The following is a 24,156-nucleotide window of genomic DNA, read 5'->3' on the forward strand; positions in this document are numbered from 1 at the left end:
CTCCCCGATCCCTCAGGCCGTCTCGAGCGCGGCCTCTCGCACCGTCTTCATGCGGCGGCGCACGGCCCAGATCGTCATCGCCGTCAGCGCGATCGTCACCGGCCAGCCGCCGAACAGCGTCACCAGGCCCAGCGCGTTGTCCGCGTCGATCCAGTACAGCCACGCGCGCAGCACGTTCTTGACGATGAACACCGCGCCCCACACGATCGTGATCTGGCACAGGATGTCCACCAGCGGCTTGTTGTCGCGCCACTCCTTCTTGCCGCCCTGGGCCACCACGGCGTAGATCCAGCCGATGATGGGGTGGCGGATGAGCGCCGAGCCGATGAGCAGGAAGCCGTAGATCCCGCCCTGGATGATGCCCGGCAGGTAGAAGTCGCGCGCGTCGTCGCTGCGCCATGCCAGGAACGCACCCAGTGCGATGCCGAACAGGCCGTTGAGCGCGTACCGGATCGGTTCCTTGCGGATCGCCCGCCAGAGCGCGATGCTCACGGCACTGGCCGCGGCGATGATGATCGCCAGCTGCAGGCCGTTGACCGGCCCGAACTCGCGGCCGTTCAAGACCGGGTTGAGGACCACGAACAACGTGATGGGGATGGCGGCCTCGACCACGCCCTTGACGCCGCCGAGCTGCTGGGACAGCTGCTCGGTGAACGGCGGCAGCTGATCGGGGTCTTCGGTGCGCGACGGCGTCTCGGTGTTCAAGGAGTGCCTTCCAGGTTCCTCGGCCCTCACGGGCGGAGTTCGTAGGTCGGGTTGTAGATGAGGAGCCGGCCATCGCTGCCCTGGGCCACTCGGCCGCGGGCGACGATCCTGGTCCCGGCCTCCAAGCCCACGATACGCCGTCGGCCCATCCAGACCAGCCCGACCTGGCCGGTGCCGTCGAACAGTTCCACCTCGACCGACGGCGAACGGCCCTCGGTGCGCAGCACGACCGTCCGCAGCCGCCCTGCGACAGTGGCCGACTGGCGCGGCCGGAGTTGGTCGACGGGGGTGTGGTCGACGTCGCTCAGGCCCTCCCGGCCGAGTTTGCTGGCCGTCAGTTCGTCCCGCACCTCCTCGGCGAACAGCTCCCGGGACGGCGCGGCGAGGCGGCGGACCCACTGCCGCCACCCGGATCTGGCGTCTTCGCGCCCGGTCACCGAGGGCCCTAACGCTTGCGCGGACGCGGCGAGGGCTTGCGCCGTACCTTCGGCTTCGGGGTGTCGCCGGCCGCGACGATGGCGCGGTTGCCGTCGCCGCCCTCGGCCTTGCGCTGCGCGATGCGCGCGGCGGCCTCCTCGGCCATCTTCGGCGGCAGTTTCAGCGGCAGCGGCTCCTTGACGGGCATCGCCTCGTTCCCGCGGTCCACGACGAGGTTGCGCAGGGCCTCGTCGAGTTCGGGGGCGGCCTCCTCATCGACGGCGCGCTTGCCCTGGAAGGTGGCCTGCACGAACCAGCGCGGGCCGTCGACGCCGGCGAAGCGCACCGAGTTGGTGCCCTTCTTGGTGGCGACCTCGGCGATGAGCTCGGTGCCCCAGCGCCCCTCGACCTGTTCGACCTTGCCGCCCTGGCCGGTGACCTGCTTGGTCAGGTCCTCGCGCATCTCCTCCCAGATGCCCTCGGTGCGGGGGGCCGCACGCACGAGCAGCTGGAGCGCCGAGGCGCCGGTGGTGAGCACGACCTGGCTGATGTTGCCCTTGGCGTCGGTCTGCGCCTGGAAGCCCACGCCCTTGGGGATGGGCAGGCGGATCGCGCCGAGGTCGAGTCGCCGCAGCTCGTCGTCGGGGGCGTCGGCGACGTCAAAGGGCCCCTCGGTGGCCTCGTGGGCCACCGCTTCGCCGCTCTCGGCCAGCGAGTCGAGGACCGCGCCTTCGGCCGGGCGCTGCTTCTTCGACGACCGTCGCCGTCTAAACACGTTCGTTCTCCTCTGCGAGTCGGCGGTGGCCGCCGGTGGAACCGTGGCCGTTCTCGCCCCGCCGCGTCGGGGTCAATTCCTGGACCTCGGTGAAGCGGGCGCGCACAACCGGTTGGACAACCAATTGTGCGATACGGTCCCCGCGTTCGATGACGGCGGTCCGCTCCGGGTCGAGGTTGACAAGGTTGATCTTGATCTCGCCGCGGTAACCGGAGTCGATCGTGCCGGGGGCGTTCGCGATGGTGACGCCGAGGCGGTGGGCCAGTCCCGAACGCGGATTGGTGTAGCCGACGTATCCGTCGGGGATGGCCACGGCCACGCCGGTCGGCACCAGGGCACGGCGCCCGGGCGCGAGCTCGACGCCCTCGGCGGCGTACAGGTCCGCTCCGGCGTCACCGGGGTTGGCGTAGCTCGGGACGGGCAGGTCGGGGTCGAGTCGCCTGATGGCGACGGGCACGTCGTCGTTCACGGTCGTCGAGCTCCTCTCGTCGAGCGATATGGTCTCAGACCGGTCACAGTCTTCGGACTCCTCTCAGTCAGGAGATATCGTCTCAGACATGGAGAGTCGTGAACGCTACGCCGAGCGGATGCGGATGTCCGTGGCGGGCTGGTTGGGGACGGTCGCATGCGCGGCCATCGCGGCCGGGCTGTCGAACTTCGGGGATCTGCGCTGGTGGCGGGTCGCGATCAGCGTCGGGATCCTCGTGGTGCCGCTGCTCGGGGCCTGGTGGTTCGGCCGCCTGCCGGTGCGGGTGGTCGAGCGCGGGGACGAGGTGTGGCTCCACGTCGACGACGCGAAGCTGCCGGCCTCGGCGATCGCCGAGATCCAGGTGCTCGGCCCGGTGGCCTACTCGGACGCGCTCGGGGTGGCCCTGCACCCGCTGGCGTTCGTGGTGCAGCGGCCTTGGATCAGGCGCGGGGTGCGGATCGTCCTCGACGATCCGGACGACCCCACGCCGTACTGGGTGGTCTCCTCCCGCAACCCCGAGAGGCTGCGGGAGGCGCTTGCTGTCGGCGCCGAGGCGGAGGTGGCCTGAGCGCCGCGGGCCTCGCGCCAGAGGTTCGGGCAAACCCCTTGGTTCCGGGCGCGATCCCGCGATCGGTGCTTCAGGCGCAGTCCTTGCAGATCGGCTGGCCGTTCTTCTCCTTGGCGTACTGGCTCCGGTGGTGAACCAGGAAGCAGCTGGAGCAGCGGAACTCGTCGTTCTGCATCGGCAGGACCTTGACCGAGAGCTCCTCGTCGCCGAGGTCGGCGCCGGGCAGTTCGAAGTTCTCGGCCACCTCGGCCTCGTCGACGTCCACCGACCCGGACTGATCACTGCGGCCCTTGGCCAATGCCTCGATGCTGTCGGGGCTGGCGGCGGCCGCTTCTTCCTTGTCCCGGCGCGGGGCGTCGTAGTCGGTTGCCATCGTCTTCCACTCCCATTGGTTTCTTCTGGCACAGGTGTGTCGAAGCGGTGCGACTCCGGAGGATGCGGCGGGCGCAACTTGGAGGCATGTTCGGCGACGCTCAGTTCGACTTGGTTTCCTGGCGGGTTCTGTCCGCCTGCAGGCGGCGTACCTTACCGCGTGCAGTCCATTCGTATACACCATGTCGCTCGCTTTTTCATCCCAATTGTGGCGAGAAACACTTCTGTGTCGAGGGGTGCGAGTGTACCGCCTCTCCCCCACGAAGGCACCGCGCGCACGATAGCCTTTGGACTACATCGAGAGTCGGGGAGGCCGCAGTGCGAATCGCTCGTATCCGCGCGTTGACGTTTTTGTGCGCATTGGCGCTGCTCGCGACAGTGGCGACCCTCTGGGCGATCAGGAACGACTCGCAGGTGGCCGGCGGGAACGACTGCGAGCCGGGAGCGGTCGAGATCAAGACGGCGCCCATCCCCGACCCCGAGGAGATCCAGATCGTCGTGCTCAACGGCACCGACCGCCCGGGCCTGGCCGAGCAGGCGGCCGTCCAGCTCGAGGACCGCGGTTTCGAGGTCATCGAAGTGGGCGACACCGACGAGACGTTCGACGGCTCGGCACTGGTGCGGTACGGCCCCGAGGAGTACGCCGCCGGCCTGCACACGCACGCGTACTTCTATCAAGGACGCGACGGCTTCGATCTCGAATGGGACCAGCCGGTCACCGTCGTCCTCGGCGACGCCTTCAGGGAGGTACGGTCCACTTCCGATGCGCGCCAGTCGTTCGCCCAGAGCGGCGGCATCTCGGCACCGGAGGGCACCTGCGCGGTAGAATAGACCGCCGTCACATCCCTCGAACAAATGACATTGCCACCAAAAATGCGGAAACACAGCTCGAAACGGCATCACGGACGGGCCGATAGCGTTTTTCGGCGCTACAATTCACGCCTGCCCGGTCGTGTTGCGACCTGGGCTGCCGACCCAATATCCAATGCTCACCCGCCATGGAGCCCGGCTTCGCCGTGCCCGCCATTGCCTCGGAAGGTTGCTCGTGACTGACGCACGTCCCAACGGCACTGACGTCAATTCTTTGACCGACTCATTGCTCGAACTGGCCCGTGAGAGCGATGGACAGCTGACGTCCGCGAAAGTCGCTCAGGTCTTGGAGTCGGCCCAGGTCTCCCCCGCCCAGGGAAAGCTCGTGCTCAGAGCGCTGGCCGAGGCCGACGTCACCGTTGTCGTCGACGGCTCCTCCTCCGGCCGCAAGCGCGTCCCCGCCGCCCGTACCGCCACCTCCTCGCGTACCGCCACCGCCAAGACCGCGAAGAAGTCGACCAAGAAGACCGCCAAGAAGACCGCGGCGGCTCCGGCCGCCGAGGCCGGCGATGGCGAGGACGCTGAAGCGCCGAAGAAGGCCGCCCGCAAGACCACCGCGAAGAAGACCGCCAAGAAGGCGGCGAAGAAGACGGCCAAGAAGGCCGCCGCGCCCAAGTCCGAGGACGAGCTGGCCGCCGAGGCCCTCGCCGCCGAGGAGGAGGCGGCTAAGCCCGCCAAGAAGGCCACTCGCAAGAAGGCGGCGAAGAAGGCCGCCTCGAAGTCCAAGAAGGACAAAGACGCCGACGAGCCCGGCGAGAACGACTTCGAGTGGGACGAGGAGGATTCCGAGGCGCTCAAGCAGGCCCGCAAGGACGCCGAGATGACTGCCTCGGCCGACTCGGTCCGCGCCTACCTCAAGCAGATCGGCAAAGTGCCGCTGCTGAACGCGGCCCAGGAGGTCGAGCTCGCCAAGCGCATCGAGGCCGGCCTGTACGCCGTCGAGCGCCTCAAGCAGATGCGCGAGTCCGGCGAGGAGATCCCCACCCAGATCCGGCGCGACCTGGAGTGGATCGTCCGCGACGGCGACCGCGCCAAGGACCACCTGCTGGAGGCCAACCTCCGACTCGTCGTCAGCCTCGCCAAGCGCTACACCGGCCGCGGCATGGCGTTCCTGGACCTCATCCAGGAAGGCAACCTCGGCCTCATCCGCGCCGTCGAGAAGTTCGACTACACCAAGGGCTACAAGTTCTCCACGTACGCCACCTGGTGGATCCGGCAGGCCATCACGCGCGCCATGGCCGACCAGGCCCGCACCATCCGCATACCGGTGCACATGGTCGAGGTCATCAACAAGCTCGGCCGTATACAGCGCGAACTCCTTCAGGACCTGGGCCGCGAGCCCACGCCCGAGGAGCTGGCAAAGGAAATGGACATCTCACCGGAGAAGGTCCTCGAGATCCAGCAGTACGCGCGCGAGCCGATCAGCCTCGATCAGACCATCGGCGACGAGGGCGACAGCCAGCTCGGCGACTTCATCGAGGACTCCGAGGCGATCGTGGCCGTCGACGCGGTCTCCTTCTCGCTGCTCCAGGGCCAGCTCCAGCAGGTGCTCCAGACCCTCTCGGAGCGCGAGGCCGGCGTGGTGCGGCTGCGGTTCGGCCTCACCGACGGCCAGCCGCGCACCCTCGACGAGATCGGCCAGGTCTACGGCGTCACGCGCGAGCGGATCCGCCAGATCGAGTCGAAGACGATGTCGAAGCTGCGCCACCCGTCGCGTTCGCAGGTGCTCCGGGATTACCTCGATTAAGCCGCGCTCCGTCGGGTATCCCTTCGGCACAAGGCCGTTGGGCCGGCACAACCGAATTCGACGCCTCGCGTCCGCCACGCCCATATCACCCGAACGGGCAAGACTCCGGCCGCCTCGCCAGCTTGCCGTTGTCGGAATCGTGGGCTACGGTGTGGAACAACTATCGCGGACCGGGTGCGAAGTGAGCCGAGTCTCACCGAGTCGCTCGAGGGAAGAGGTAGTACAGTGCAGGCGTTGAACGGGATGAGCCGGTCAACGGACGACCGACGAAATGACCAACGACTACCGAACGCAGCGGAGGACCTGGTATGACATCCACCCTGACGCCCCCGCCCATGACGGAGGAACGTCCGATCGCGGGCGAGCGCTGCGATCGGTGTAGCGCCGCGGCAAAACTGCGCGTCATGCTCGCGGAAGGCAGCGACCTTGTCTTCTGTGGCCACCACGCGAACCAGTACGCCGAGAAGCTGGTACCGATCGCCATCGATTACAACGCCGACCCGGAATTCGAGTGGCGCGGCCTCGACCTCATGGCATCGGAGAACTAGCGCCCACACAGACTTCAGACAGGCTTGAAGGCGAGCCCAGACGGTTTCGACCGTCTGGGCTCGACCCTTGTCCGGGGTCCTTTGTCCCGTCGCCGAGGTCCTTTGTCGCCGCAAGGAGCTCCGCCGCCGATGAAGGCAAAGGGACGGTCGCGGCTCACCAGGAGCGGATCGTGGCGATCCGCTCCTCCAACTGCTCGATGGTGGCCTGCGCGCTCGGCGGCCCGCCGCACGAGGACCGCAGCTTCGCGTGGATCTTCCCGTGGGGTTCGCCCGTAGCGAACGAGTGGGCGCCCACCAACTGGTTCAACTGCTTGCGCAGCTTCAACCGCCGCTGCGCGTTCGTCATCGGCGGCTCCGCCGACGGCTTCGCCGCCGCGGTCTCGCCCGGGGACTGCTTCTGCTTCGCCATCTGCTCGCGCTGCCGCTTCTGCAAGAGCAGGTGGACCTGCTCCGCGGTGAGCAGCCCCGGCAGCCCCAGATACTCCTGCTCCTCGGGGCTCCCTGCCTGGACCGGCAGCCCGAACGAGCCGCCCTCGAAGATCACCTGATCGAGCTCGGCGCTGCTCTCCAGCGTCTCGCGCTCACCCAGCTCGGTGCCCTCGTTGAGCTGCCGCTGCGCCTGCTCGAGCAGCAGCTCGGGGTCGGCGTCCTCGGACTTCGCCTTGATGACGTGGTCGCGGTCGGCCTCGAGGCTCTCGGCCAGCTGCAGCAGCGGGATGACGCTCGGCAGGAACACCGAGGCGGTCTCACCGGGCCTCCTGGAGCGCACGAAGCGGCCGATGGCCTGCGCGAAGTACAGCGGCGTGTGCGCGTTCGTGGCGTACACGCCCACGGCCAGCCGCGGGATGTCGACGCCTTCGGAGACCATGCGCACCGCGACGAGCCACTCGTCGTCGGAGGCGGCGAACTTCGCGATCCGGTCCGAGGACCCCGCGTCGTCCGAGAGCACGATCTGGGCGCTCTTGCCGGTCACACGCTTGAGAATGCCCGCGTAGGCGCGCGCCGTGTTCTGATCGGAGGCGATGATGAGCCCGCCGGCGTCGGGCATCCCGGCCGCGCGAAGCGAGCCGAGGCGCCGATCCGCGGCGCGGATGACCTGTTTGATCCACTCCCCCGCCGGGTCCAGGGCGGTGCGCCAAGCCTGACTGGTCAGGTCCTTGGTCAGCGGCTGCCCGAGCCGCACCGCCAGCTCGTCGCCGGCGCTGGAGCGCCATTTCGCCTGCCCCGAATAGGCCATGAACATCACCGGCCGCACGACGCCGTCCGACAGCGCGTCCCGGTAGCCGTAGAGGGCGTCCGCGCGCGAGCGCTTCGAGCCGTCGGGGGCCTCCTCGTACTCGACGAACGGGATGGGGTTGTCGTCGCTGCGGAAGGGCGTGCCGGTGAGCGCCAGGCGCCGCTCGGCCTCCTCGAAGGCGGTCTGGACGCCCTCGCCCCACGAACGCGAGTCGCCGGCGTGGTGGATCTCGTCGAGGATGACGAAGGTGCGCCGCGCCAGAGTGCGGCGCCGGTGGACCGAGGGGTCGGCGCCGACCTGCGCGTACGTGATGACCGCGCCGTGGAAGTCGGCTGCATTGTGGACGTCGGCGTTGCGGAACGAGGGGTCGAGCTGGATGCCGAAGTTCGCCGCGGCCCCGGCCCACTGCACCTTGAGGTGCTCGGTGGGGCACACCACGGAGACGGTGTCGACCGTGCCGTCGGCGAGCAGATCGTAGGCGATGCGGAGCGCGAACGTGGTCTTGCCGGCGCCGGGGGTGGCCACCGCGAGGAAGTCCGTCGATTGACCCCGGTGGTAGGCGACCATGGCTTTGCGCTGCCAGACCCGAAGCGAGGGAAGCGATTCGGGCGGGGCGGCCGGGATCATGCGGGCTCCTTCATGCTCGGGAACTGACGGACCCGCTCGATTCTAAGGGGCGAGGGCGGTCACGTTCAGCGCTCCAACAGGATGGTGTTGGGGCCGACGTTGACACTGCGGACTTCCATCATCGCGCCGAACTCGCCGGTCTCCACACGCGCGCCGAGGTCGCGCAGCGCTTGGGCGACGGCGTTCACCACCGGCTCGGCGACGGGCCCCGGGGCGGCGCCGTTCCAGGAGGGCCGGCGGCCCTTGCGCGTGTCGGCGTAGAGCGTGAACTGGCTGACCAAGAGGATCGGGGCGTCCAGATCGGAAGCCGACCGCTCGCCTCCCGGGCCCTGTTCACGCTCGTTTCCGGCTCCGCCTCCGAAGATCCGGAGCCTCCAGATCTTCTCGGCGATCCAGCGCGCCTCGTCGGGTCCATCCGAATGGGTGATGCCCACCAGGACGAGGAGGCCGTCCCGGATCGAACCCACGGTCGCGCCCTCTACAGTGACGTCGGCCTCGCTGACGGTCTGCACAACTGCTCTCATGTCACCGATCATGTCGCACTCGATCGGCGTAGGCTCGAAGGGTGGGACGGCGTGAGAAGGCGACGGTCATCACCGACGCGCAGATGTCACCGGATGAGGAATTGCGCATCCGGACGATCCGCTATGTCGTGATGATGTCGATTCGCGCGCTGTTGGTGGTCGTGTGCGGCCTGCTGGTGATCGTCGAGGCGCCGCTGCTGTGGTTGTGGCTGCCGCTCGGACTCGTCGGCATGGCCGCCCTGCCGTGGCTGGCGGTCATGCTGGCCAACGACCGGCTCGCGAAGGACAAGCGGAGCTTGTTCGTGCGGCACCGCCAGAGCGCCAAGCGGCTGCCGACGCCGGATCATCGCATGATCGATACCGAATAGCACCACGCGGGAGGGCCCTCGCGAGTCGTATTTTGGCAGGGCACGTGGCAGACTTGACAGGTCTTTCCCGTGAACGAGGAGTGAGTTTGACGTGAGCGAGCTTCCCACCACCGGCACTTCGACGATGCTCGACGAGCAGACCGAGATCAAGCCGGATTACAGCTATGAGGAAGGCGACGAGGAGCGATTCTCGCACTACGTGCCCAAGGACAAGCTCATGGCCGCCATGGTCGACGGCATTCCGGTGAAGGCCCTGTGCGGCAAGATGTGGGTGCCCACTCGCGACCCCGACCGCTTCCCGATCTGCCCCAGCTGCAAAGAGATCTACAGCAAGATGAAGAAGTAGCTTGCGCGACCCCGTCGCTTCGGTCGGCCATGTGACCGGGCTCTGCCTGCTATAACGCCCTGGTGGAGCCTTTTTCTCTGAGTCTGGTGGCCGAACTGCTCGGCACCGCGGTGTTCGCCGCCTCCGGCGCCTCCGCGGCGGTGGCCAAGCGCCTGGACATGTTCGGCGTCGGCGTCATCGGCGTCATCACCGCGCTCGGCGGCGGCACCGTGCGCGACGTCCTCATCGACGCTCCTCCGCTGCTCCTCGTCGACTGGCGCTACGGCACCGTCGCCGTCCTCGCCTCCGTCGCCGTGTTCTTCTTCCACCCGGCGCTGTCGCGCCTGCGCACCACCATGCTCGTGCTCGACGCGGCCGGTCTGGCCCTGTTCACGGTCGTCGGCACCCTCAAGGGCCTCGAGTACGGCTTCGCCGTCTACGCCGCTTGCATCGTCGGGGTACTCTCCGGTGTGGGTGGCGGCATCCTCCGCGATGTCCTCACTCAGCAGATACCGGCGGTGCTGCGCGAGGACTTCTACGCCTTGGCCGCCGCGATCGGCTCGATCATCGTCGCCGTGGGCGAGCGGTGGGAGTCCCAGATCGGGACGGTCACCCTCTCGGCCACCGCGGTCGCGGCGATCTTCGTTGTACGGCTGGTGGCCATCAGGTATCGGTGGGAAGCCCCCAAGCCCAATATCTGAGCCTGTCTCCCGGTATCGTGCCACCCTTCGCTCCGAGGGATCTCATTCGCCGATTTCCGCTGCAAGCTAATAGCCCGACACCCGGTGCCCGCCGGGTGAGGTGCGGGAACTTCACCCGCACGGGAGGGTCAGCAGCGAAAGGCGAACCTACGATGGCACCCGTCGACAGCATCCGTCAGCGGCCGGCTCAACGTGCGGCCGAATACTCCGGCGATCCGGTGCGCGCCTACCTCAACGGTATCGGCAAGCACCGGCTCCTCACCGCCTCCGAAGAGGTCGAATGCGCCAAGGCCATCGAGGCCGGCCTGATGGCCGAGCGGCGCATCAGCGAGACGACCGATCCCGATCTGCGCGGCGACCTCGCGAAGATCGCCGCCGAAGGGCGCGCGGCCAAGCAGCGCATGCTCGAGTCGAACCTGCGACTGGTCGTCAGCGTCGCCAAGCGCTACTCGAGCCACGGCATGAGCCTGCTGGATTTGATCCAGGAGGGGAACCTCGGGCTCATCCGAGCGGTCGAGAAGTTCGACTACCAGAAGGGCTACAAGTTCTCCACGTACGCGACCTGGTGGATCCGCCAGGCCATCAACCGCGCGGTCACCGACCAGTCCCGCACGATCAGGGTCCCGGCCCACACCGTCGACCAGATCAAGCGGATGAACCGGGTCCGCCAGGAACTGCTCGCCGAGCTCGGCCGCGAACCGAGCTACGAGGAGGTCGCCGAGGAACTCGAGGTCGCCCCCGGCAAGGTCCTGGAGCTCATGAGCTACGACCGCGAGCCGGTCAGCCTCGACCAGACCGTCGGCGAGGACGACTCGACCGCATTGGGCGACCTGGTCGCGCACATGCCGCGCGCGGCGGCCACCGAAGAGTCGGTCTCGTACGCGCTGCTGCGCCGCCACATCGCGAACGTGCTGGCCAGCCTGCCCGAGCGGGAACAAACCGTGCTCCGTCTGCGTTTCGGCATTGACGACGGCCGCCAGCGCACGCTCGAGGAGGTCTCCGCTGATTTCGGGCTCTCCCGCGAGCGGGTGCGCCAGATCGAGAAGAACGCGCTGCACCGCCTGCGTCAGCCGGACTACGCGGGACGTCTCGCTGAGTATGTGGCCTGATCGCCATATATGATTGGTGTGGACAGGGGGTCTGGCGGCAACTGACCCACCCCGTCCCGGTGGCTCGGCTCCATATACTGCCCGCGAGCCCTCAGGGCATCGCCCGCAGGCCCTGAAGCGGTCGGGTCGGCACCGGACGGATTGAGCGAAGGAACGAAGCTGTGACCACGGACCTCGTCGACACTACTGAGATGTATCTCCGAACCATCCTCGAACTCGAGGAGGAAGGCGTTCCGGCGCTTCGCGCCCGGATCGCCGAACGGCTCGACCAGAGCGGCCCGACGGTCTCCCAGACTGTCGGCAGGATGCAGCGGCACGGGCTGCTCAACGTCAAGAGCGACCGGCACCTCGAACTGACCGAGGAGGGCCGCAAGCAGGCCGTCGCGGTCATGCGCAAGCACCGGCTGGCGGAACGGCTCCTGGTCGACGTCATCGGCATGTCGTACGTCGACGCCCACGACGAGGCGTGCAAGTGGGAGCACGTCATGAGCGACGCGGTCGAGAAGCGCGTGTACGAGCTGCTCCAACACCCGACGCGCTCGCCGTACGGCAACACCATTCCCGGGCTCGAGGAGCTCGACTCGGCCGCGAAGATCGCGCTGATCGAGAGCGACGAGCGGCCGATGAGCGTCGTGGCGCCGGGCTCGAAGGTGCGCGTGACGCGCCTGTGCGAGTCGGTGCAGACGCATCCCGACCTGCTCGCCTCGCTGCACAACGCCGGGATCGACCCGGGCGCCGAGGTGGTCGTCGACCGCGGTGAGGGCGAGATCGTGATCGCCGCCGACGCCGACACGATCCGCCTGAGCGTGGACGACGCCGCGAAGGTGTTCGCCGCGCCGATCCAGTAGCGCCGAGCGCGCAATCCGAGTGTTTCGTGACGGATATTGACCTTTCGGTACCGTGCCGGTAGGGTGACGGATGATGTGAAACCGCTTGCTCGGTGCCGCTGTGACCCCGACGCCTCCGCGAAGACACCGAAGCGACCCGGCAGCGGCCGAAGACCGAACTCCGCACCGGAGCGCCCTCCTCGTTCCCCCGGCGAGGAGGGCGCTCTTTATGTCCGTCCATGCGCAAGAGGCACTCGACGCCTGCCGCGGAGCAGGAACCCTCGACAGCAGCGTTCGCATCGGCCTCACCGATGCTCGCGACGCGATGCACCGGCCCGCCGTCGAAGCGCTGCGCCGACGGCGTGAGTCGGACCTCGTTGCACCCGCCAGCGCCTTTGCGGAGATCACGGTCGGTGCGCTGCAGCTCGGTGACCGCACGGCGCGACGAGTCGACGCGATCGTCGACGACCTCGCTTCGGATATCCGCCCGACCGACCCTAGGCAGCGCGGCGGCAGCCGCGGCTCGCGTCCCAGGTCCGGCATCCGGCTTCCGGACGCGCTCATACTCGCCACCGGCCGAGTCCTCGAAGCCGAGGTGCTGGCCCGTGACAGGCGCTGGGCCGGTGAGCCCGGCCGTATCACCGTGCTCGAGGCGTGATCGGGCTATTCGTCGGATTCGGCGGCGTGGGCCTCGTTGATGCCGACGGCCAGCTCGGTGAAGCCTGCGAGCAGGTCCTCGACCGCCTGCGGCTCGGTGCCCTCGGGCGCGGTGTAGCGCATCTCGAAGACGTCCCCGCCGTCATACCAGCCCATCTCCAGAGCCGGGCCCGCGCCGGTGTCCTCGATGTGCACGATCCAGTACGCGGCCTCGCCCAGATCGTCCACGCTCTCGGCCGCATCGGGCAGCTCGTCCTCGTACACCTCGGCGCTGGCCTCGGTGCCGGTCACGAACAGCGTCAGGTCCGGGTAGGCGCCCTCGGCGGTCTGCACCGCGCAGGTGGCCAGGTCGGGCGCGTCCTCGCCGTCGCTTCCACCGCCGGAGGCGAAGCTGAAGTCCTCGCCGGTGATCTCGTTGAGCTTCGCCGAGTCGATGAGCGGGCACGCCCCGCCGGCCTCGTTCAGGTCGAGCTCGACCGGCCCGGTCTCCTCGGGCGCTGAGGGCGAGTCCTCGCCGGTGGCCGTCTCGACCGGGTCCTGGGGATCGTCCTCGCCGCACGCGGCGAGGGCCACCAGGGCCGCCGGGATCAGCACGATCGCTGCGAACCTTCTCATTGTTCCTCCCCAGTGGCGACCTCGCGGCCGCTCGAGACCCAGTCACTCCAAGAGCCGATGTACACCGGCGGCGTCGGTCGTCCAGTGGCCGTCACGGCCAGCGCCGCCCGGGCGGCCCCGACGCCCGAGCCGCAGTAGAAGGCCGCGTCGGCGTGGCCGGCGAACTGCGCGCCGTCGCCGCCGAGCGGCACGTTGACCGCCCCGGGGATGTGCCCGGCGACGGGGTCCATCGGTTCATGCTCGCCCCGATACCGCTCGGGGGCGCGCACGTCCACGAGTTCGCGCTCCCGGGCCCAGGCCGCGGCGCCGTCGGCGTCGAGGACCGGCAGGCCGCCGGGGCGGACCGTGAAGTCGCCCCGCTCGGGCTCGGGATCGGTGTAGGCGAGCGGATATCCGGCCTCGATCCAGGCGCGGATGCCGCCTTCGAGGACGCTGACGTCCTCGTGTCCGGCCCAGCGCAGCGTCCACCAGGTGCGCGCGGCGGACATGTAGTCGCCGTCGTCGTAGACCACGACGGTCGAATCGTCGTTGACGCCCGCCTTCCGCAGGACCTCCTGGAGCGCGTCGGGTTCGGGCAGCGGGTGGCGTCCGCCGCTCGCACCGACGGGGCCGCAGATGTCGCGGTCGAAGTCGATCCAGACGGCGCGCGGCAGGTGGCCTTGGCGGAAGTCCTCCTCGCGGGAGGGCCCGTTCAGGCTCCAGCGCACGTCGAGCACGACCGATTCGGCGAGTCCGGCAACCGCGTCGGCGCCGATTGTTGGCCTCATAGGTGCCACATTAACGGAGATGCGCATTGGGTCTTTCGGCCGCCGCTGCGAACTCGGGCATGACCTCGACGTCGATGCCCGCTTCGCGCAGGAGGGCCGCGCCGCCGGGGGCCTCGACGAAGCGGACGGGCTCGTCGAGCGCGTAGACGACGCGGGCGACCTCGGCGTCGCTCAGCAGGCGCGCGCACGGCGCGGGCCGGGAGGCGCGCTGCCCGCACGGTTCCATCGTGGAGTACACGGTGGCACCCTCGACCGCTCCGCCGGCGCGGCGCAGGGCGACCTCCTCGGCGTGGTCGTGCGGCTCCTCGGCGCGTGAGTAGCCTTCGCCGACGGCGCGGCCGTCGACTACGATCACGGCGCCCACGCTGAACGCGGTCGCCGAGGGCGGGCATTGCTCGGCCAGTTCGACCGCGCGAGCCATCCAGCGGGCGTCGGTTTCGGAGTTCGGCACCGCCTCAACATAGCGCGCCGGGCGCGCGATGACGGGCGTCACTGACCGTTGTGCGGTGCCGATACCATGAGGACGACCCCCGACACTGTGAGGTGAAGTTGACTGTCCAGTCCCCTCCCGCCCCGACTTCGACGCAGCAGGCGCCCGGAGTCACGGCTGGGCCTCAGCGGTTCTCACGTGCCGTGTCGGCACTGCGGTACACCCCCGGACAGCTCCGCGGCACCCTCGCGATCCTCGTCGTCCTCATGCTCGGCGCCGGCGTCACGGCGCTGACGTCCATTCTGGGCAAATCGGCGGTGATCGAGGAGACGACGACCCAGTCCGGCCGGCTCTCGGTCGCGGCCCTCGACCTGTACCAGGCGCTGTCGCAGGCGGACGCGACCGCCGCGAGCTCCTATCTGACCGCCGGGACGGCCTCGGAGGACGTCCGCACGACCTACCAGGAGGCCCTGCGGGACGCGAGCGTCGCGCTCACCACGGCCGCCGGCGAGGTCAAGACCCCCGCCGACGCCGAACTGGTCGCGAACCTCAACGCGCACCTGCCGGTCTACACCGGACTGGTCGAGTCGGCCCGCACCTTCAACCGGCTCGGCGAGCCGGTCGGCGCCACCTATCAGCGTCAGGCGTCCACGCTCATGCGAAGCCAGATGCTTCCCGACGCCGACACCTTGCAGTACAACGCGCTCAGCCAGCTCAATGAGGCCAGGGACGCGGCCGTGTCGTTCCCGTGGGCCGCCACGGTGCTCACCGCCACCGCGCTCGGCGTCATGGTGTGGGCGCAACTGTGGATGACACGCAAGACCAACCGGATGTTCAACCTCGGCCTGCTCGGCGCGACCGTCGCCATGATCGGCGTCGCCGGCTGGCTCGTGCTCGTGGCGCTGGCCTCGGCGAGCCACACCGAGCGCTCGCATGAGGAGGGCGCCGACCCGCTCGAACTGCTCGCCGAGGCGCACATCACCGCCCAGCAGGCCCGCGCCGAGGAGTCGCTGGTGCTCATCGCCCGCGGCGAGGACTCGAAGGCCGAGGAGCGCTACGCCGACCAGATGGCGCTCCTGGTGGGCGAGGAGGGCCTGCTGGCCCGGCTCAACGCGGCCTACGGCGACGACCCCCGGCTGTCCGAGGCGCTCGCGGCGGCCGAGGAGTCGGCCGGGACGTGGAACGCCGGCCATGACGAGGTCATCAAGCTCGCCAAAGAGGGCGACTACGCCGACGCGGTGGCGCTCGCCGTCGGCGACGGCGAGCAGAGCCTGGCCACCTCCTTCGACGCGCTCAACGAACAGCTGACGACGGCGACCGACATCAGCGCCGACCGCTTCGTCGACGCGACCGGCGACGCGCAGCGCTCCCTGTCCGGCGCCGCCGCCGGCCTCTCGGCACTGTGCCTGCTGGCACTGGTCAGCGCGGCGATCGGCATCCAGATGCGAGTGGCGGAGTATCACGCATGATCAGCAGCAAGACCACCTTCGCGACCGCGCTCGCCGGCTGCCTGCTCATGGCGGCCTGCAGCGGACCGGTCGCCGTCGAGCCGCCGTCGGTGGACGTCCCGACGCCGCTGCCCGAGGGCATCGACTTCGAGCCGGACATCGACACCGACCCGCCCGACGACAGCTGCGATCCCGTCGCGTCCTACGCCCCCGGCTCGATCACCGCCGAGGCCGCCCGCGAGACGCTGAGCAATCCCGACCAGGTCGTCATCGGCATCAGCCAGTCGACGAACCTCATGGGCTACCGCGACCCGGTCACCGGGAACCTCAGCGGCTTCGACATCGACATCGCCAAGGCCGTCGTCACCGCGCTCATGGGCGACGAGACGAAGGTCAAATGGGTGCCGATGACCTCGGGCGAGCGCGAGGACGCAGTCAACTCCGGGCGCGTCGACATGGTGGTGCGCACCATGACGATGACGTGCGAACGCTGGGAGAGGGTCGAGTTCTCCACCGAGTACTACCACGGCGGCCAGCGCCTGCTCGTCCCCAAGGGATCGGACATCACCGGGATCGCCGACCTCACCGCCGACGACCGCTTCTGCACCGGCCAGGGCTCGACCTCCCCGCGGAACATCGCGCGGCAGTCCGAGGCCCAACCGGTCACCGTGCCCGACTTCAACGACTGCCTGGTGCTGCTCCAGCAGGGCGTGGTCGACGCGATCACCACCGACGACTGCATCCTGGCGGGCATGGCCATCCAGGACCCCACCCTCGAAGTCGTCGGCGACAGCTTCTCCGAAGAGCCCTACGGCATCGCCTTCGCCAAGGGCAACACCGACCTGGCGCGCTACGTCAACGGCGTCCTCGACGGCATGCGGACCGGCGACGCCTGGCAGGACATCTACGACCAGTGGCTGGAGCCCCACCTCGGCGCGGCCACTCCCCCGGCCCCGAAGTACCAGGATTGAAGGTGACCGCCATGAGCGAGGAGCGGCCCGACCACACCCAGCGCTACACCCCGGCCGTCCGCCAGGCCCAGCAGGAGATCCACCAGCAGGCCCGCGCGGGAGACGAGACCGATGCGGACACGCTGCGGGTGCGCAAACGCCTCAGCTCGCCGCCGCCCGTGGCCGCCGCGCCCGGCTTCGCGCCGGAGCAGACCTCCGGCGCCCCCACCGGGACGATGCCGATCTCGCGGCCCGTCTCCCACGTCGTCTCGCCCGCCCAGGCCCCGCCGTCGCCGCCCCCGGCCCCGTACCGGGCGCCGGCCGCGCCGCTGCCGCAACCGATCACCGGGCCCGTCACTCGCTCCACGAGCACCAGCGCCCGCCAGCGGGGCGGCCTGTCCGACATGCCTCCCGTGCCGCCGCGCGACCCGGCCGAGGCGGTCATGTCCGACCCGAAGGTCCCCGAGGCGAAACGCTTCTGCGGCTCGTGCGGCAAGCCCGTCGGGCGTCCGCAGGCCGGCCGCGCCGGGCGCGTCGAGGGATTCTGCCCGTACTGCCGCGCCCGCTACTGGTTCACGCCCGCGCTCCAGCCCGGCGACGTCCTCTCCGACCGCTACGAGATCCTCGGCGCGATCGCGCACGGCGGCCTCGGCTGGATCTACCTCGCCAACGACAAGAACTTCGCCGACGACCTGACCCAGCGGTGGGTGGTGATCAAGGGACTCATCAACACCACCGACGAGGACGCCATCGAGGCGGCCATCAACGAGCGCCGCTTCCTGGTCGGCATCGATCACCCGAACGTGGTCAACATCCACGACTTCGTCACCGCCGCCGACCCGCGATCGAGCCAGCTCCAGTCCTACATCGTCATGGAGTACGTCGCCGGCAAGTCGCTGCGCGACATCCGCGACCAGACCGGCGAGGACGGCGAACGACTGCCGCTGCCGCTCGAGCAGGTCCTCACCTACACCTCCGAACTGCTCCCGGCGTTCTCGTACCTCCACGACCGCGGCCTGCTGTTCTGCGACTTCAAACCGGACAACGTCATCCACGTCGAGACGTGGCTCAAACTCATCGACCTCGGCGCGGTGCGCCGCATCGACGACGAGGAATCGGCGATCTACGGCACCCCCGGCTACTCGGTGCCCAACGACGAGATCCTCTCGGTCGGCCCCTCGATCAGCTCCGACCTGTACACCATCGGCCGGTCCATGGCCGTCCTCGCCTTGCAGTTCAAGGGCTTCACCAGCGAATACAAGGACACGTTCCCGCCCGCGTCCGAGACCCCGCTGTTCCAGGAGTTCGGTTCCTTCCAGCGGCTGCTGCTGCGCGCCTGCCACGCCGACCCGCGCTCGCGCTTCGCCGACGCCGACGAGATGCGCACGCAGGTGCGCGGCGTCCTCCACGAGGTCCGGTCGATCCGGCACGGCGAACCGCGCTTCGAGCCCTCGACGCTGTTCAGCGGCGAGCAGTCCGTGTTCGGCGAGCCGGACGTCGAATACGACGTCGCCGCGATCGGCGACCCGTTCGACGTCGCGCACGCCCTGCCGACGACCATGGTCGACCTGGCCGACCCGGCCGCGTCGTTCCTGGCGAGCCTGTCGGCGACCGACGCGCCCGGCATCCTCGCCGAACTCGCCGCCGCGCCCGTCCAGAGTCCCGAAGTGCAGCTGCGCCGCGTGCGCACCCTCGTCAGCGCCGGCGAGCTCCACATGGCGCACTCGACGCTCGACCAGTTCGCCTCCCAGGAGGGCAACACCTGGCAGGTCACGTGGATGCGGGGCCTCATCTCGCTGCTGGCCGCCGACTTCCACACGGCCGCCGCCCACTTCGACGCCGTCTACTCCCACCTGCCCGGCGAGCTCGCCCCGCGCCTGGCGCTGGCCGCCTGCGCCGAGATGGCCGGTCGCCGCGACCTGGCGCTGCCGCACTACACGCGCATCTGGGCGTGCGACCACCGCTTCGTCTCGGCCGCGTACGGGCGGGCCCGCCTGCTCGACCTCGAAGGCCACTCCACCGAGGCGATCTCGACGCTCCACCAGGTGCCGAAGACGTCCTCGCAGTACGGCATCGCGCAGACGGCGGCCATCCAGACGGCGCTGCACAGCCGGACCACACCGCCGAGCCTGATCGACCTGCACCACATGGCCGGGCGGCTCGAGGAGCTCAAGCTGGAGCCCCGGCGGCGCCACCTGGTGTCGACGAGGATCCTGCACGCCGCGATCGACGTGGTCTCCATGGCGGGGCCGGCCGCCGAGCCGCGCGTCTTCGACGCCCCGCCCGAGGAGCGCGAACTGCGTCTCGCGCTCGAATCGGCTTATCGTAGGCTCGCGCACACCTGCACCGGGCGCGAGGACCAGGTCTACTACTTCGACCAGGCCAACCTGCACCGCCCACGCACGATGCTGTAGCGAAGGAGCACCGAATGTCGTCCTCACCGACAGCCACGCAAGGCCCCGCGAAGCACTGCACCGCCTGCGGCCTCCCGGCCGACGTCGGCCGCTACTGCGAGGTCTGCGGCGGCGACCTGGAGGAGCACGAGCAGCCCGCGGCGACCGCCGCGTGGCTGTCCTCGGCCGCCACCGAGGACAACCCGAAGCATCCCGGCGGCTCCGACGACCACGCCTCCTTCGTGCTGCCGGGCATCGGCGCGGCCACGGACGTGGGCAAACGGCACCACTACAACCAGGACTCGCTGGCGATCGCGCGCGCCGAGGACGGGCGCAAGATCGCGGTGGTCTGCGACGGCGTCTCGGGCGCGTCCGACTCCGAGCGGGCTTCACTCGCCGGAGTGGAAGCGGCCGTGACGGAGATCCGTTCGGCGCTCGGCGAGGGCCTCAGCGCCGAGGACGCCTCCCGGCGCGGCGTCAACGCCGCCCACTCGGCGGTGGCCGCGGTCGGCAAGCAGTACCCGAACTCGCCGCCTTCATCGACGTACGTCTCGGCGGTCGTCGAGGGCGGCCAGGCGATCCTGTGCTGGGTCGGCGACTCGCGCGCGTACTGGGCCGGGGAGAAGGAGGCGAGATGCCTCACCGTGGACGACACCATCCAGGCCCGCCTCGAATACCAGGGCGTGGACCCCTCCGACGACCGGTACAAGAACCCCTACTCGAAGGCCCTCCTGGCCTGGCTGGGAGCCGACGCTCCGACCCTGAATCCGAACCTCCTCCGGGTGGATCTGGGCGGCGGGCATATCGTAGTGTGCAGTGACGGTCTGTCACGCTATTTCAATGACGATTCGGACCTGTTGCCGCTGCCGGAGGGCAGCGTTGGCGATAAGGCTGTAGCGTTGACACGACAGGCGCTCGCACACGGCGGGCACGACAACATCAGTGTCGCGGTGGTGGAACTCGAATCCCCCGGATCGGTCCAGGTCGACGGGTATGCGCAGGAACATGCCGACCGGGACCCCGGGAAGGATCGCGGATCCGCCCCGCTGCTCGGTGTCGCCAGTGAGGCCGAGTACACGGAACTGCTTGGAGGGGGACGACCTTGACCTACCAGCCGACCTACCCCGGCGGCGGTGCCCCACAGCCGGGCGGATACCAGTGTGCCTGCGGGGCCTTCCCGCAAGCGCAGTTCTGCGAGCAGTGCGGGACGCCCAATCCGGCGTGGCAGCAAGGACAGCCCCCGCAGTCGCCGGCCGCATTCGGACAGGGCTACCCGCCGAACGACCCGTACGCGCAGCCGCAGCAGGACCCGTACGGGCAGCCGCAGCAGCAGGACCCGTACGGCCAGCAGTCCGGGTACGGCCAGCAGCAGGACCCGTACGCGCAGCCGCAGCAGGACCCCTACGGCCAGCCGCAGCAGCCCGGCTACGGGCAGGACCCGTACGGCCAGCCCCAGCAGCAGGACCCCTACGGGCAGCCGCAACAGCAGGACCCCTACGGCCAGCCGCAGCAGCCCGGCTACGGGCAGGACCCGTACGCGCAGCCCCAGCAGCAGGACCCGTACGGCCAGCCCCAGCAGCAGGATCCCTACGGCCAGCAGCCCGGCTACGGCCAGCCGCAGGACCCCTACGGCCAGCCGCAGCAGCCCGGCTACGGGCAGGACCCGTACGGCCAGCCCCAGCAGCAGGACCCCTACGGGCAGCCGCAGCAGCAGGACCCGTACGGCCAGCAGCCCGGCTACGGCCAGCCGCAGGACCCCTACGCCCAGCAGTACGGCGCTCCGGCCTCGGCCCCGCCCGCGCCCACCTCGGCGCCTCCGGGCGTACCGTCCGCGCCGTTCGGCGCCCCGACCTCCGCTCCCCCGGCCGCATCGTCGACCGGTGGGTTCAGCGTTCCCGACTCGCAGCCGCACGACCTCGCGTCGAACTACGCGCCGCCCGGGCAGGCCGCCACGGCGACGCGCTGGACGGTGGCCGTGACGGCCGACCAGGGCTACTTCAACAAGGTGGCCGCCTCGGACGGGGCCTCGCAGCTCCAGTACCCGTCGTTCGCCAAGCCCCGGCGGTTCCCGCTGGAGAAGGGCGAGCTGACGATCGGCCGCTACAGCGCCAAGCGAGGCATCACGCCGGACATCGACCTGTCGGGCGACGTGGCCGACCCGGGAGTGAGCGCGCAGCACGCGAAGCTGTTCGCCAAGCCCGACGGCTCGTGGACGATCATGGACGTGGGCTCCTCGAACGGGACCTTCCTCAACGGCTCCGACGAGCCGCTGGCGCCGAACATCGAAATCTCGATCGGCGACGGCTCCTACCTCAACATCGGGGCCTGGACGCGCCTGACGATCCACTACGAGGGCTGACAGAGCGAGCAGACGGGGGCCGGGCGGACGCCCGGCCCCCGTTTCGTCTACCTGCCGGTGACGAAGGCGGTGACGCGCTCGTTGACCGCCGGGCTGACCAGGATCTTGCGGTGCCCGAGCCGGGTGGTGGCCATGAGCTCGGCGTTCGGCCACGACTCGGCGAGGCCGGCGCCGTGGCGGAAGGGGTTGGGCCGGTCGCCCTTGTCATGCACGATGAGCGTCGGCGACTCGACGACCCCGTCCATGAGGCTGATCTGCGAAAGCGCCATCCCGACGCGCTCCTCGACCAGCGGCACGAAGCGTTCGATGACGCGCGGCCCGGTGGGCACGACCGAGTTCAGGGTGTCGCTGAAGCCCTCCACGCCGCCGATGAACGGGGCCATGAGCGCCAGCCGGGTCCGAGCGAGGACGGCCTCGTCCTCGCGCAGCGCCATGACCGCCGTCAGGCAGCCGAGGGAGTGCGCGACGACCGCCTGGGGCGCGCCGAACTTGTCCATCACCGAGCGCATCGCATCGCGCATGTGGAGGCCGTTGCTGACGCGCTCGCCCCAGGGGCTCGGCCCGGAGTTGCCGTGACTGAGCGCATCGAAGCCGACCACGCGCATGCCGTTCGCGACGAGGTTCGCGGCGATGAAGTCGAGGTCGCCGGTGCAGCCGCCCCAGCCGTGGACGAGGTAGACCAAGGGGCCCTCGCCCCAGTCGTAGCCCCACAGCTCGCCGCCGAGGCTGTCGATCGTGAAGACCTCGGCTCCCGCGGGCGCCTTGCCCCTGAGGCGCCGCTCGGGCCCGCCGGGCACCTTGAACCACATCTCGCTGAGGTACTTCGCCGCCGGCCCGGGAGCGAAGCGCTCGGCGACGGTGAAAGCGGTGCGGTAATGCCACGGGGCACGAACGGTCGTGCTTTTCTTTGCGGAGCCTTTGGCCCCGGAGCGCTGCGCCATGGGTGTTGGCCTTCCTGGTCAGGATCTCGTCACGTTCGACCGCTTGCGGCGACCGTCAATTGCGCGTCACGTTGAACGCTCGCGGAAACGTGCATTGGCATGGCTGTCGATCAGCCGGTTGAACGCCGCCCAGGCTCGCTCGCCGGCGTCCGGATAGGACAGGATGCGACTCATCCAGTTGTAGGACAGCAGGATGCCGAAGACCTCCTGCGCGACTTGGAACACGTCGGTGTCTTCGGGGAGCTCGCCCTCGTCGACCGCCGTCGAGGCGATCCGGGCGAGGGAGTCGAGGAGCCCGCGCTGGTCGCGGACCATCTGGTCGCGCAGCGGCCCCGGCAGGTCGTCGAACTCGGACGCGGCCGCCATGAAAAGGCAACCGCCGGGGTGGGAGTACCAGCGCATCCAGTACTCCACGATCGCCTGGAGCCGCGCGATGCCGCGCGGCTTGGCCAGTGCCGGGCGCATGACCTCGTCGCGGAACTGGTCCCCGTTGCACTCCATGCACGCCAACTGGAGGGCTTCCTTGGACTTGAAGTGCGCGTAGACGCCCGACTTGGACATGTCGGCGGCGGCGGCCAGCGATCCGATGGTCAGCCCGGACAGCCCCGAATAGCGGGCCATGCGGACGGCCACGTCGAGGATCGCCTGTCGGGTGAGATCGCCTTTGCGCACTCCGTAAAACTAGCACGATCGTGCTGAAAAATCAGCGCACCTGGCCGAGCTCCATCCGGAGCTTGGCGATCTCGGCCGGATCGACATTGCGGTCGGCCTCACGGAACCGCAGAGCGACGCACAGCGCCTCCGTCGACAAGGGCTCGCGCAACCGCCCCAGCAGGGCGGCACGGGCCACCTCGACCCACTGGGGCGCCATGCCGAGGCCGTCGAGGTCGACGCCGGCCAGGATCGCCCAGGACACGGCGAGGTCGATGCCGGGCTCGCCGCGCGCGGCGTTGGTCCAGTCGACCAGGAAGGGCCCGTCGTCGGTGAGGATCACGTTCTCAGGATGCAGGTCCAGGTGCAGCACGCACGTCGGCCCATCGGCGGCACGAAGATCGATCCCGCGGGGCTCGCCCGCGAGCCAGTCCGGCACCTCGATCGCGTGCAGGCGCTCGTGGAGATCGATCAGGATCTCGCCGGCCTTCGCCGCGTCGATGCGCGCCCCGAACAGCTCAGAGCCCAGAGTGGGGCCGTGCAGGCGCTCCATGACGAGATCCCCGCCCGAGACCTCGAAGACCTCGGGGGCAGGGAACCCGCGCTCGCGCACCCAGCGCATGACGCGCGCCTCGTCGCGGACGTCGAACTCGCAGCGGCGCAGCACCTTCTCGTCATCGAGCGCGAAGATCCGCGACGCGCGCCCCGCACCGATCAGTTCCACAGGCAGACCTTCATCGATACCTCGCTATGAAA

The 24,156-nt window shown here is 69.6% G+C and carries 28 protein-coding genes; 15 read left to right on the forward strand and 13 right to left on the reverse strand.

Going from position 1 to position 24,156, the window contains the following annotated elements:
- Positions 1 to 12: 12 nt before the first annotated feature.
- Genes ACYVK3_RS00670 through dut form a run of 4 tightly spaced genes read right to left on the reverse strand, consistent with a single transcriptional unit; the run spans position 13 to position 2,366 of the window.
- Positions 13 to 705, reverse strand: a complete 693-nt coding sequence (locus ACYVK3_RS00670; RefSeq protein ID WP_460495306.1) for a DUF3159 domain-containing protein — start codon at positions 703 to 705, stop codon at positions 13 to 15.
- 26 nt (positions 706 to 731) lie between these two features.
- Positions 732 to 1,142 (reverse strand): OB-fold nucleic acid binding domain-containing protein, encoded by a 411-nt coding sequence (locus tag ACYVK3_RS00675; RefSeq protein ID WP_460495307.1) that lies wholly within the window; start codon positions 1,140 to 1,142, stop codon positions 732 to 734.
- An 8-nt stretch (positions 1,143 to 1,150) separates the two neighbouring features.
- Positions 1,151 to 1,897 carry a DUF3710 domain-containing protein gene (locus ACYVK3_RS00680; protein ID WP_460495308.1) on the reverse strand — a complete coding sequence of 249 codons (747 nt, stop codon included), beginning with the start codon at positions 1,895 to 1,897 and terminating at the stop codon, positions 1,151 to 1,153.
- On the reverse strand, positions 1,890 to 2,366 hold the full coding sequence (gene dut, locus ACYVK3_RS00685; RefSeq protein ID WP_460495309.1) for a dUTP diphosphatase: 477 nt from the start codon (positions 2,364 to 2,366) through the stop codon (positions 1,890 to 1,892). Before dut ends, ACYVK3_RS00680 begins: the two co-directional genes overlap by 8 nt.
- 88 nt (positions 2,367 to 2,454) lie before the next feature.
- On the opposite strand from dut, the gene ACYVK3_RS00690 reads away from it, so the two are divergent.
- The gene (locus ACYVK3_RS00690) at positions 2,455 to 2,934 is read left to right on the forward strand and encodes a DUF3093 domain-containing protein (RefSeq protein WP_460495310.1); all 480 of its coding nucleotides are present in this window, start codon (positions 2,455 to 2,457) and stop codon (positions 2,932 to 2,934) included.
- 70 nt (positions 2,935 to 3,004) lie between these two features.
- Here the strand turns inward: ACYVK3_RS00690 and ACYVK3_RS00695 are convergent, their stop codons facing one another.
- Positions 3,005 to 3,307, reverse strand: coding sequence for a DUF4193 domain-containing protein (locus ACYVK3_RS00695; RefSeq protein WP_460495311.1), 303 nt, complete (start codon positions 3,305 to 3,307; stop codon positions 3,005 to 3,007).
- Between the two features lie 317 nt (positions 3,308 to 3,624).
- On the opposite strand from ACYVK3_RS00695, the gene ACYVK3_RS00700 reads away from it, so the two are divergent.
- The 3 genes from ACYVK3_RS00700 (at position 3,625) to ACYVK3_RS00710 (ending at position 6,471) form a co-directional block, all read left to right on the forward strand.
- Positions 3,625 to 4,137 carry a LytR C-terminal domain-containing protein gene (locus tag ACYVK3_RS00700; RefSeq protein ID WP_460495312.1) on the forward strand — a complete coding sequence of 171 codons (513 nt, stop codon included), beginning with the start codon at positions 3,625 to 3,627 and terminating at the stop codon, positions 4,135 to 4,137.
- A 154-nt stretch (positions 4,138 to 4,291) separates the two neighbouring features.
- Positions 4,292 to 5,923 (forward strand): RNA polymerase sigma factor, encoded by a 1,632-nt coding sequence (locus ACYVK3_RS00705; RefSeq protein ID WP_460495313.1) that lies wholly within the window; start codon positions 4,292 to 4,294, stop codon positions 5,921 to 5,923.
- Between the two features lie 308 nt (positions 5,924 to 6,231).
- On the forward strand, positions 6,232 to 6,471 hold the full coding sequence (locus ACYVK3_RS00710) for a DUF7455 domain-containing protein (RefSeq protein ID WP_460495314.1): 240 nt from the start codon (positions 6,232 to 6,234) through the stop codon (positions 6,469 to 6,471).
- Between the two features lie 154 nt (positions 6,472 to 6,625).
- On the opposite strand, the gene ACYVK3_RS00715 is transcribed toward ACYVK3_RS00710, so the two are convergent.
- Positions 6,626 to 8,335 carry a DEAD/DEAH box helicase gene (locus ACYVK3_RS00715; protein ID WP_460495315.1) on the reverse strand — a complete coding sequence of 570 codons (1,710 nt, stop codon included), beginning with the start codon at positions 8,333 to 8,335 and terminating at the stop codon, positions 6,626 to 6,628.
- A gap of 65 nt (positions 8,336 to 8,400) precedes the next feature.
- Entirely contained in the window at positions 8,401 to 8,859 is a 459-nt protein-coding gene (gene dtd, locus ACYVK3_RS00720; RefSeq protein WP_460495316.1) for a D-aminoacyl-tRNA deacylase, read from the reverse strand.
- Positions 8,860 to 8,900: 41 nt separating this feature from the next.
- Between dtd and ACYVK3_RS00725 the strand changes: the two genes are divergently transcribed.
- The 6 genes from ACYVK3_RS00725 to ACYVK3_RS00750 all read left to right on the forward strand — a co-directional run bounded on the left by ACYVK3_RS00725 (position 8,901) and on the right by ACYVK3_RS00750 (position 12,847).
- Entirely contained in the window at positions 8,901 to 9,227 is a 327-nt protein-coding gene (locus ACYVK3_RS00725) for a DUF3099 domain-containing protein (protein WP_460495317.1), read from the forward strand.
- Positions 9,228 to 9,351: 124 nt separating this feature from the next.
- Positions 9,352 to 9,573, forward strand: a complete 222-nt coding sequence (locus ACYVK3_RS00730; protein ID WP_460495595.1) for a DUF3039 domain-containing protein — start codon at positions 9,352 to 9,354, stop codon at positions 9,571 to 9,573.
- Positions 9,574 to 9,635: 62 nt separating this feature from the next.
- The gene (locus ACYVK3_RS00735; RefSeq protein WP_460495318.1) at positions 9,636 to 10,253 is read left to right on the forward strand and encodes a trimeric intracellular cation channel family protein; all 618 of its coding nucleotides are present in this window, start codon (positions 9,636 to 9,638) and stop codon (positions 10,251 to 10,253) included.
- A 152-nt stretch (positions 10,254 to 10,405) separates the two neighbouring features.
- The gene (locus tag ACYVK3_RS00740; protein ID WP_460495319.1) at positions 10,406 to 11,362 is read left to right on the forward strand and encodes a sigma-70 family RNA polymerase sigma factor; all 957 of its coding nucleotides are present in this window, start codon (positions 10,406 to 10,408) and stop codon (positions 11,360 to 11,362) included.
- Between the two features lie 191 nt (positions 11,363 to 11,553).
- Positions 11,554 to 12,210, forward strand: a complete 657-nt coding sequence (locus ACYVK3_RS00745) for a metal-dependent transcriptional regulator (RefSeq protein WP_460495320.1) — start codon at positions 11,554 to 11,556, stop codon at positions 12,208 to 12,210.
- 208 nt (positions 12,211 to 12,418) lie between these two features.
- Positions 12,419 to 12,847, forward strand: coding sequence for a type II toxin-antitoxin system VapC family toxin (locus tag ACYVK3_RS00750; protein ID WP_460495321.1), 429 nt, complete (start codon positions 12,419 to 12,421; stop codon positions 12,845 to 12,847).
- A 5-nt stretch (positions 12,848 to 12,852) separates the two neighbouring features.
- Here the strand turns inward: ACYVK3_RS00750 and ACYVK3_RS00755 are convergent, their stop codons facing one another.
- The 3 genes from ACYVK3_RS00755 to ACYVK3_RS00765 are packed head-to-tail and all read right to left on the reverse strand — an operon-like array spanning position 12,853 to position 14,679.
- Complete coding sequence (locus ACYVK3_RS00755; protein WP_460495322.1) at positions 12,853 to 13,461, reverse strand: hypothetical protein; 609 nt, start codon at positions 13,459 to 13,461, stop codon at positions 12,853 to 12,855.
- On the reverse strand, positions 13,458 to 14,228 hold the full coding sequence (locus ACYVK3_RS00760) for a sulfurtransferase (RefSeq protein WP_460495323.1): 771 nt from the start codon (positions 14,226 to 14,228) through the stop codon (positions 13,458 to 13,460). The genes ACYVK3_RS00755 and ACYVK3_RS00760 overlap by 4 nt, the downstream gene beginning before the upstream one ends.
- Positions 14,229 to 14,238: 10 nt before the next feature.
- Positions 14,239 to 14,679, reverse strand: coding sequence for a deaminase (locus ACYVK3_RS00765; protein ID WP_460495324.1), 441 nt, complete (start codon positions 14,677 to 14,679; stop codon positions 14,239 to 14,241).
- A 182-nt stretch (positions 14,680 to 14,861) separates the two neighbouring features.
- Between ACYVK3_RS00765 and ACYVK3_RS00770 the strand changes: the two genes are divergently transcribed.
- The 5 genes from ACYVK3_RS00770 to ACYVK3_RS00790 are packed head-to-tail and all read left to right on the forward strand — an operon-like array spanning position 14,862 to position 21,808.
- A complete protein-coding gene (locus ACYVK3_RS00770) occupies positions 14,862 to 16,127 on the forward strand; it encodes an MCP four helix bundle domain-containing protein (RefSeq protein ID WP_460495325.1) in 1,266 nt (421 codons plus the stop codon).
- Positions 16,124 to 17,077, forward strand: coding sequence for a glutamate ABC transporter substrate-binding protein (locus tag ACYVK3_RS00775; protein WP_460495326.1), 954 nt, complete (start codon positions 16,124 to 16,126; stop codon positions 17,075 to 17,077). Before ACYVK3_RS00770 ends, ACYVK3_RS00775 begins: the two co-directional genes overlap by 4 nt.
- Positions 17,078 to 17,088: 11 nt before the next feature.
- Positions 17,089 to 19,470: a serine/threonine-protein kinase gene (locus tag ACYVK3_RS00780; protein ID WP_460495596.1), complete on the forward strand. Its 2,382-nt coding sequence runs from the start codon at positions 17,089 to 17,091 to the stop codon at positions 19,468 to 19,470.
- 14 nt (positions 19,471 to 19,484) lie between these two features.
- Positions 19,485 to 20,555: a PP2C family protein-serine/threonine phosphatase gene (locus tag ACYVK3_RS00785; RefSeq protein ID WP_460495327.1), complete on the forward strand. Its 1,071-nt coding sequence runs from the start codon at positions 19,485 to 19,487 to the stop codon at positions 20,553 to 20,555.
- The gene (locus ACYVK3_RS00790) at positions 20,552 to 21,808 is read left to right on the forward strand and encodes an FHA domain-containing protein (RefSeq protein WP_460495328.1); all 1,257 of its coding nucleotides are present in this window, start codon (positions 20,552 to 20,554) and stop codon (positions 21,806 to 21,808) included. The genes ACYVK3_RS00785 and ACYVK3_RS00790 overlap by 4 nt, the downstream gene beginning before the upstream one ends.
- A 47-nt stretch (positions 21,809 to 21,855) precedes the next feature.
- On the opposite strand, the gene ACYVK3_RS00795 is transcribed toward ACYVK3_RS00790, so the two are convergent.
- The 3 genes from ACYVK3_RS00795 to ACYVK3_RS00805 form a co-directional block, all read right to left on the reverse strand.
- On the reverse strand, positions 21,856 to 22,749 hold the full coding sequence (locus ACYVK3_RS00795) for an alpha/beta fold hydrolase (protein ID WP_460495329.1): 894 nt from the start codon (positions 22,747 to 22,749) through the stop codon (positions 21,856 to 21,858).
- A gap of 66 nt (positions 22,750 to 22,815) precedes the next feature.
- Positions 22,816 to 23,421 (reverse strand): TetR/AcrR family transcriptional regulator, encoded by a 606-nt coding sequence (locus ACYVK3_RS00800; protein ID WP_460495330.1) that lies wholly within the window; start codon positions 23,419 to 23,421, stop codon positions 22,816 to 22,818.
- A 31-nt stretch (positions 23,422 to 23,452) separates the two neighbouring features.
- Positions 23,453 to 24,124 carry a BUD32 family EKC/KEOPS complex subunit gene (locus ACYVK3_RS00805; RefSeq protein WP_460495331.1) on the reverse strand — a complete coding sequence of 224 codons (672 nt, stop codon included), beginning with the start codon at positions 24,122 to 24,124 and terminating at the stop codon, positions 23,453 to 23,455.
- Positions 24,125 to 24,156 lie beyond the last annotated feature (32 nt).

Source organism: Glycomyces tarimensis, from assembly GCF_054776215.1.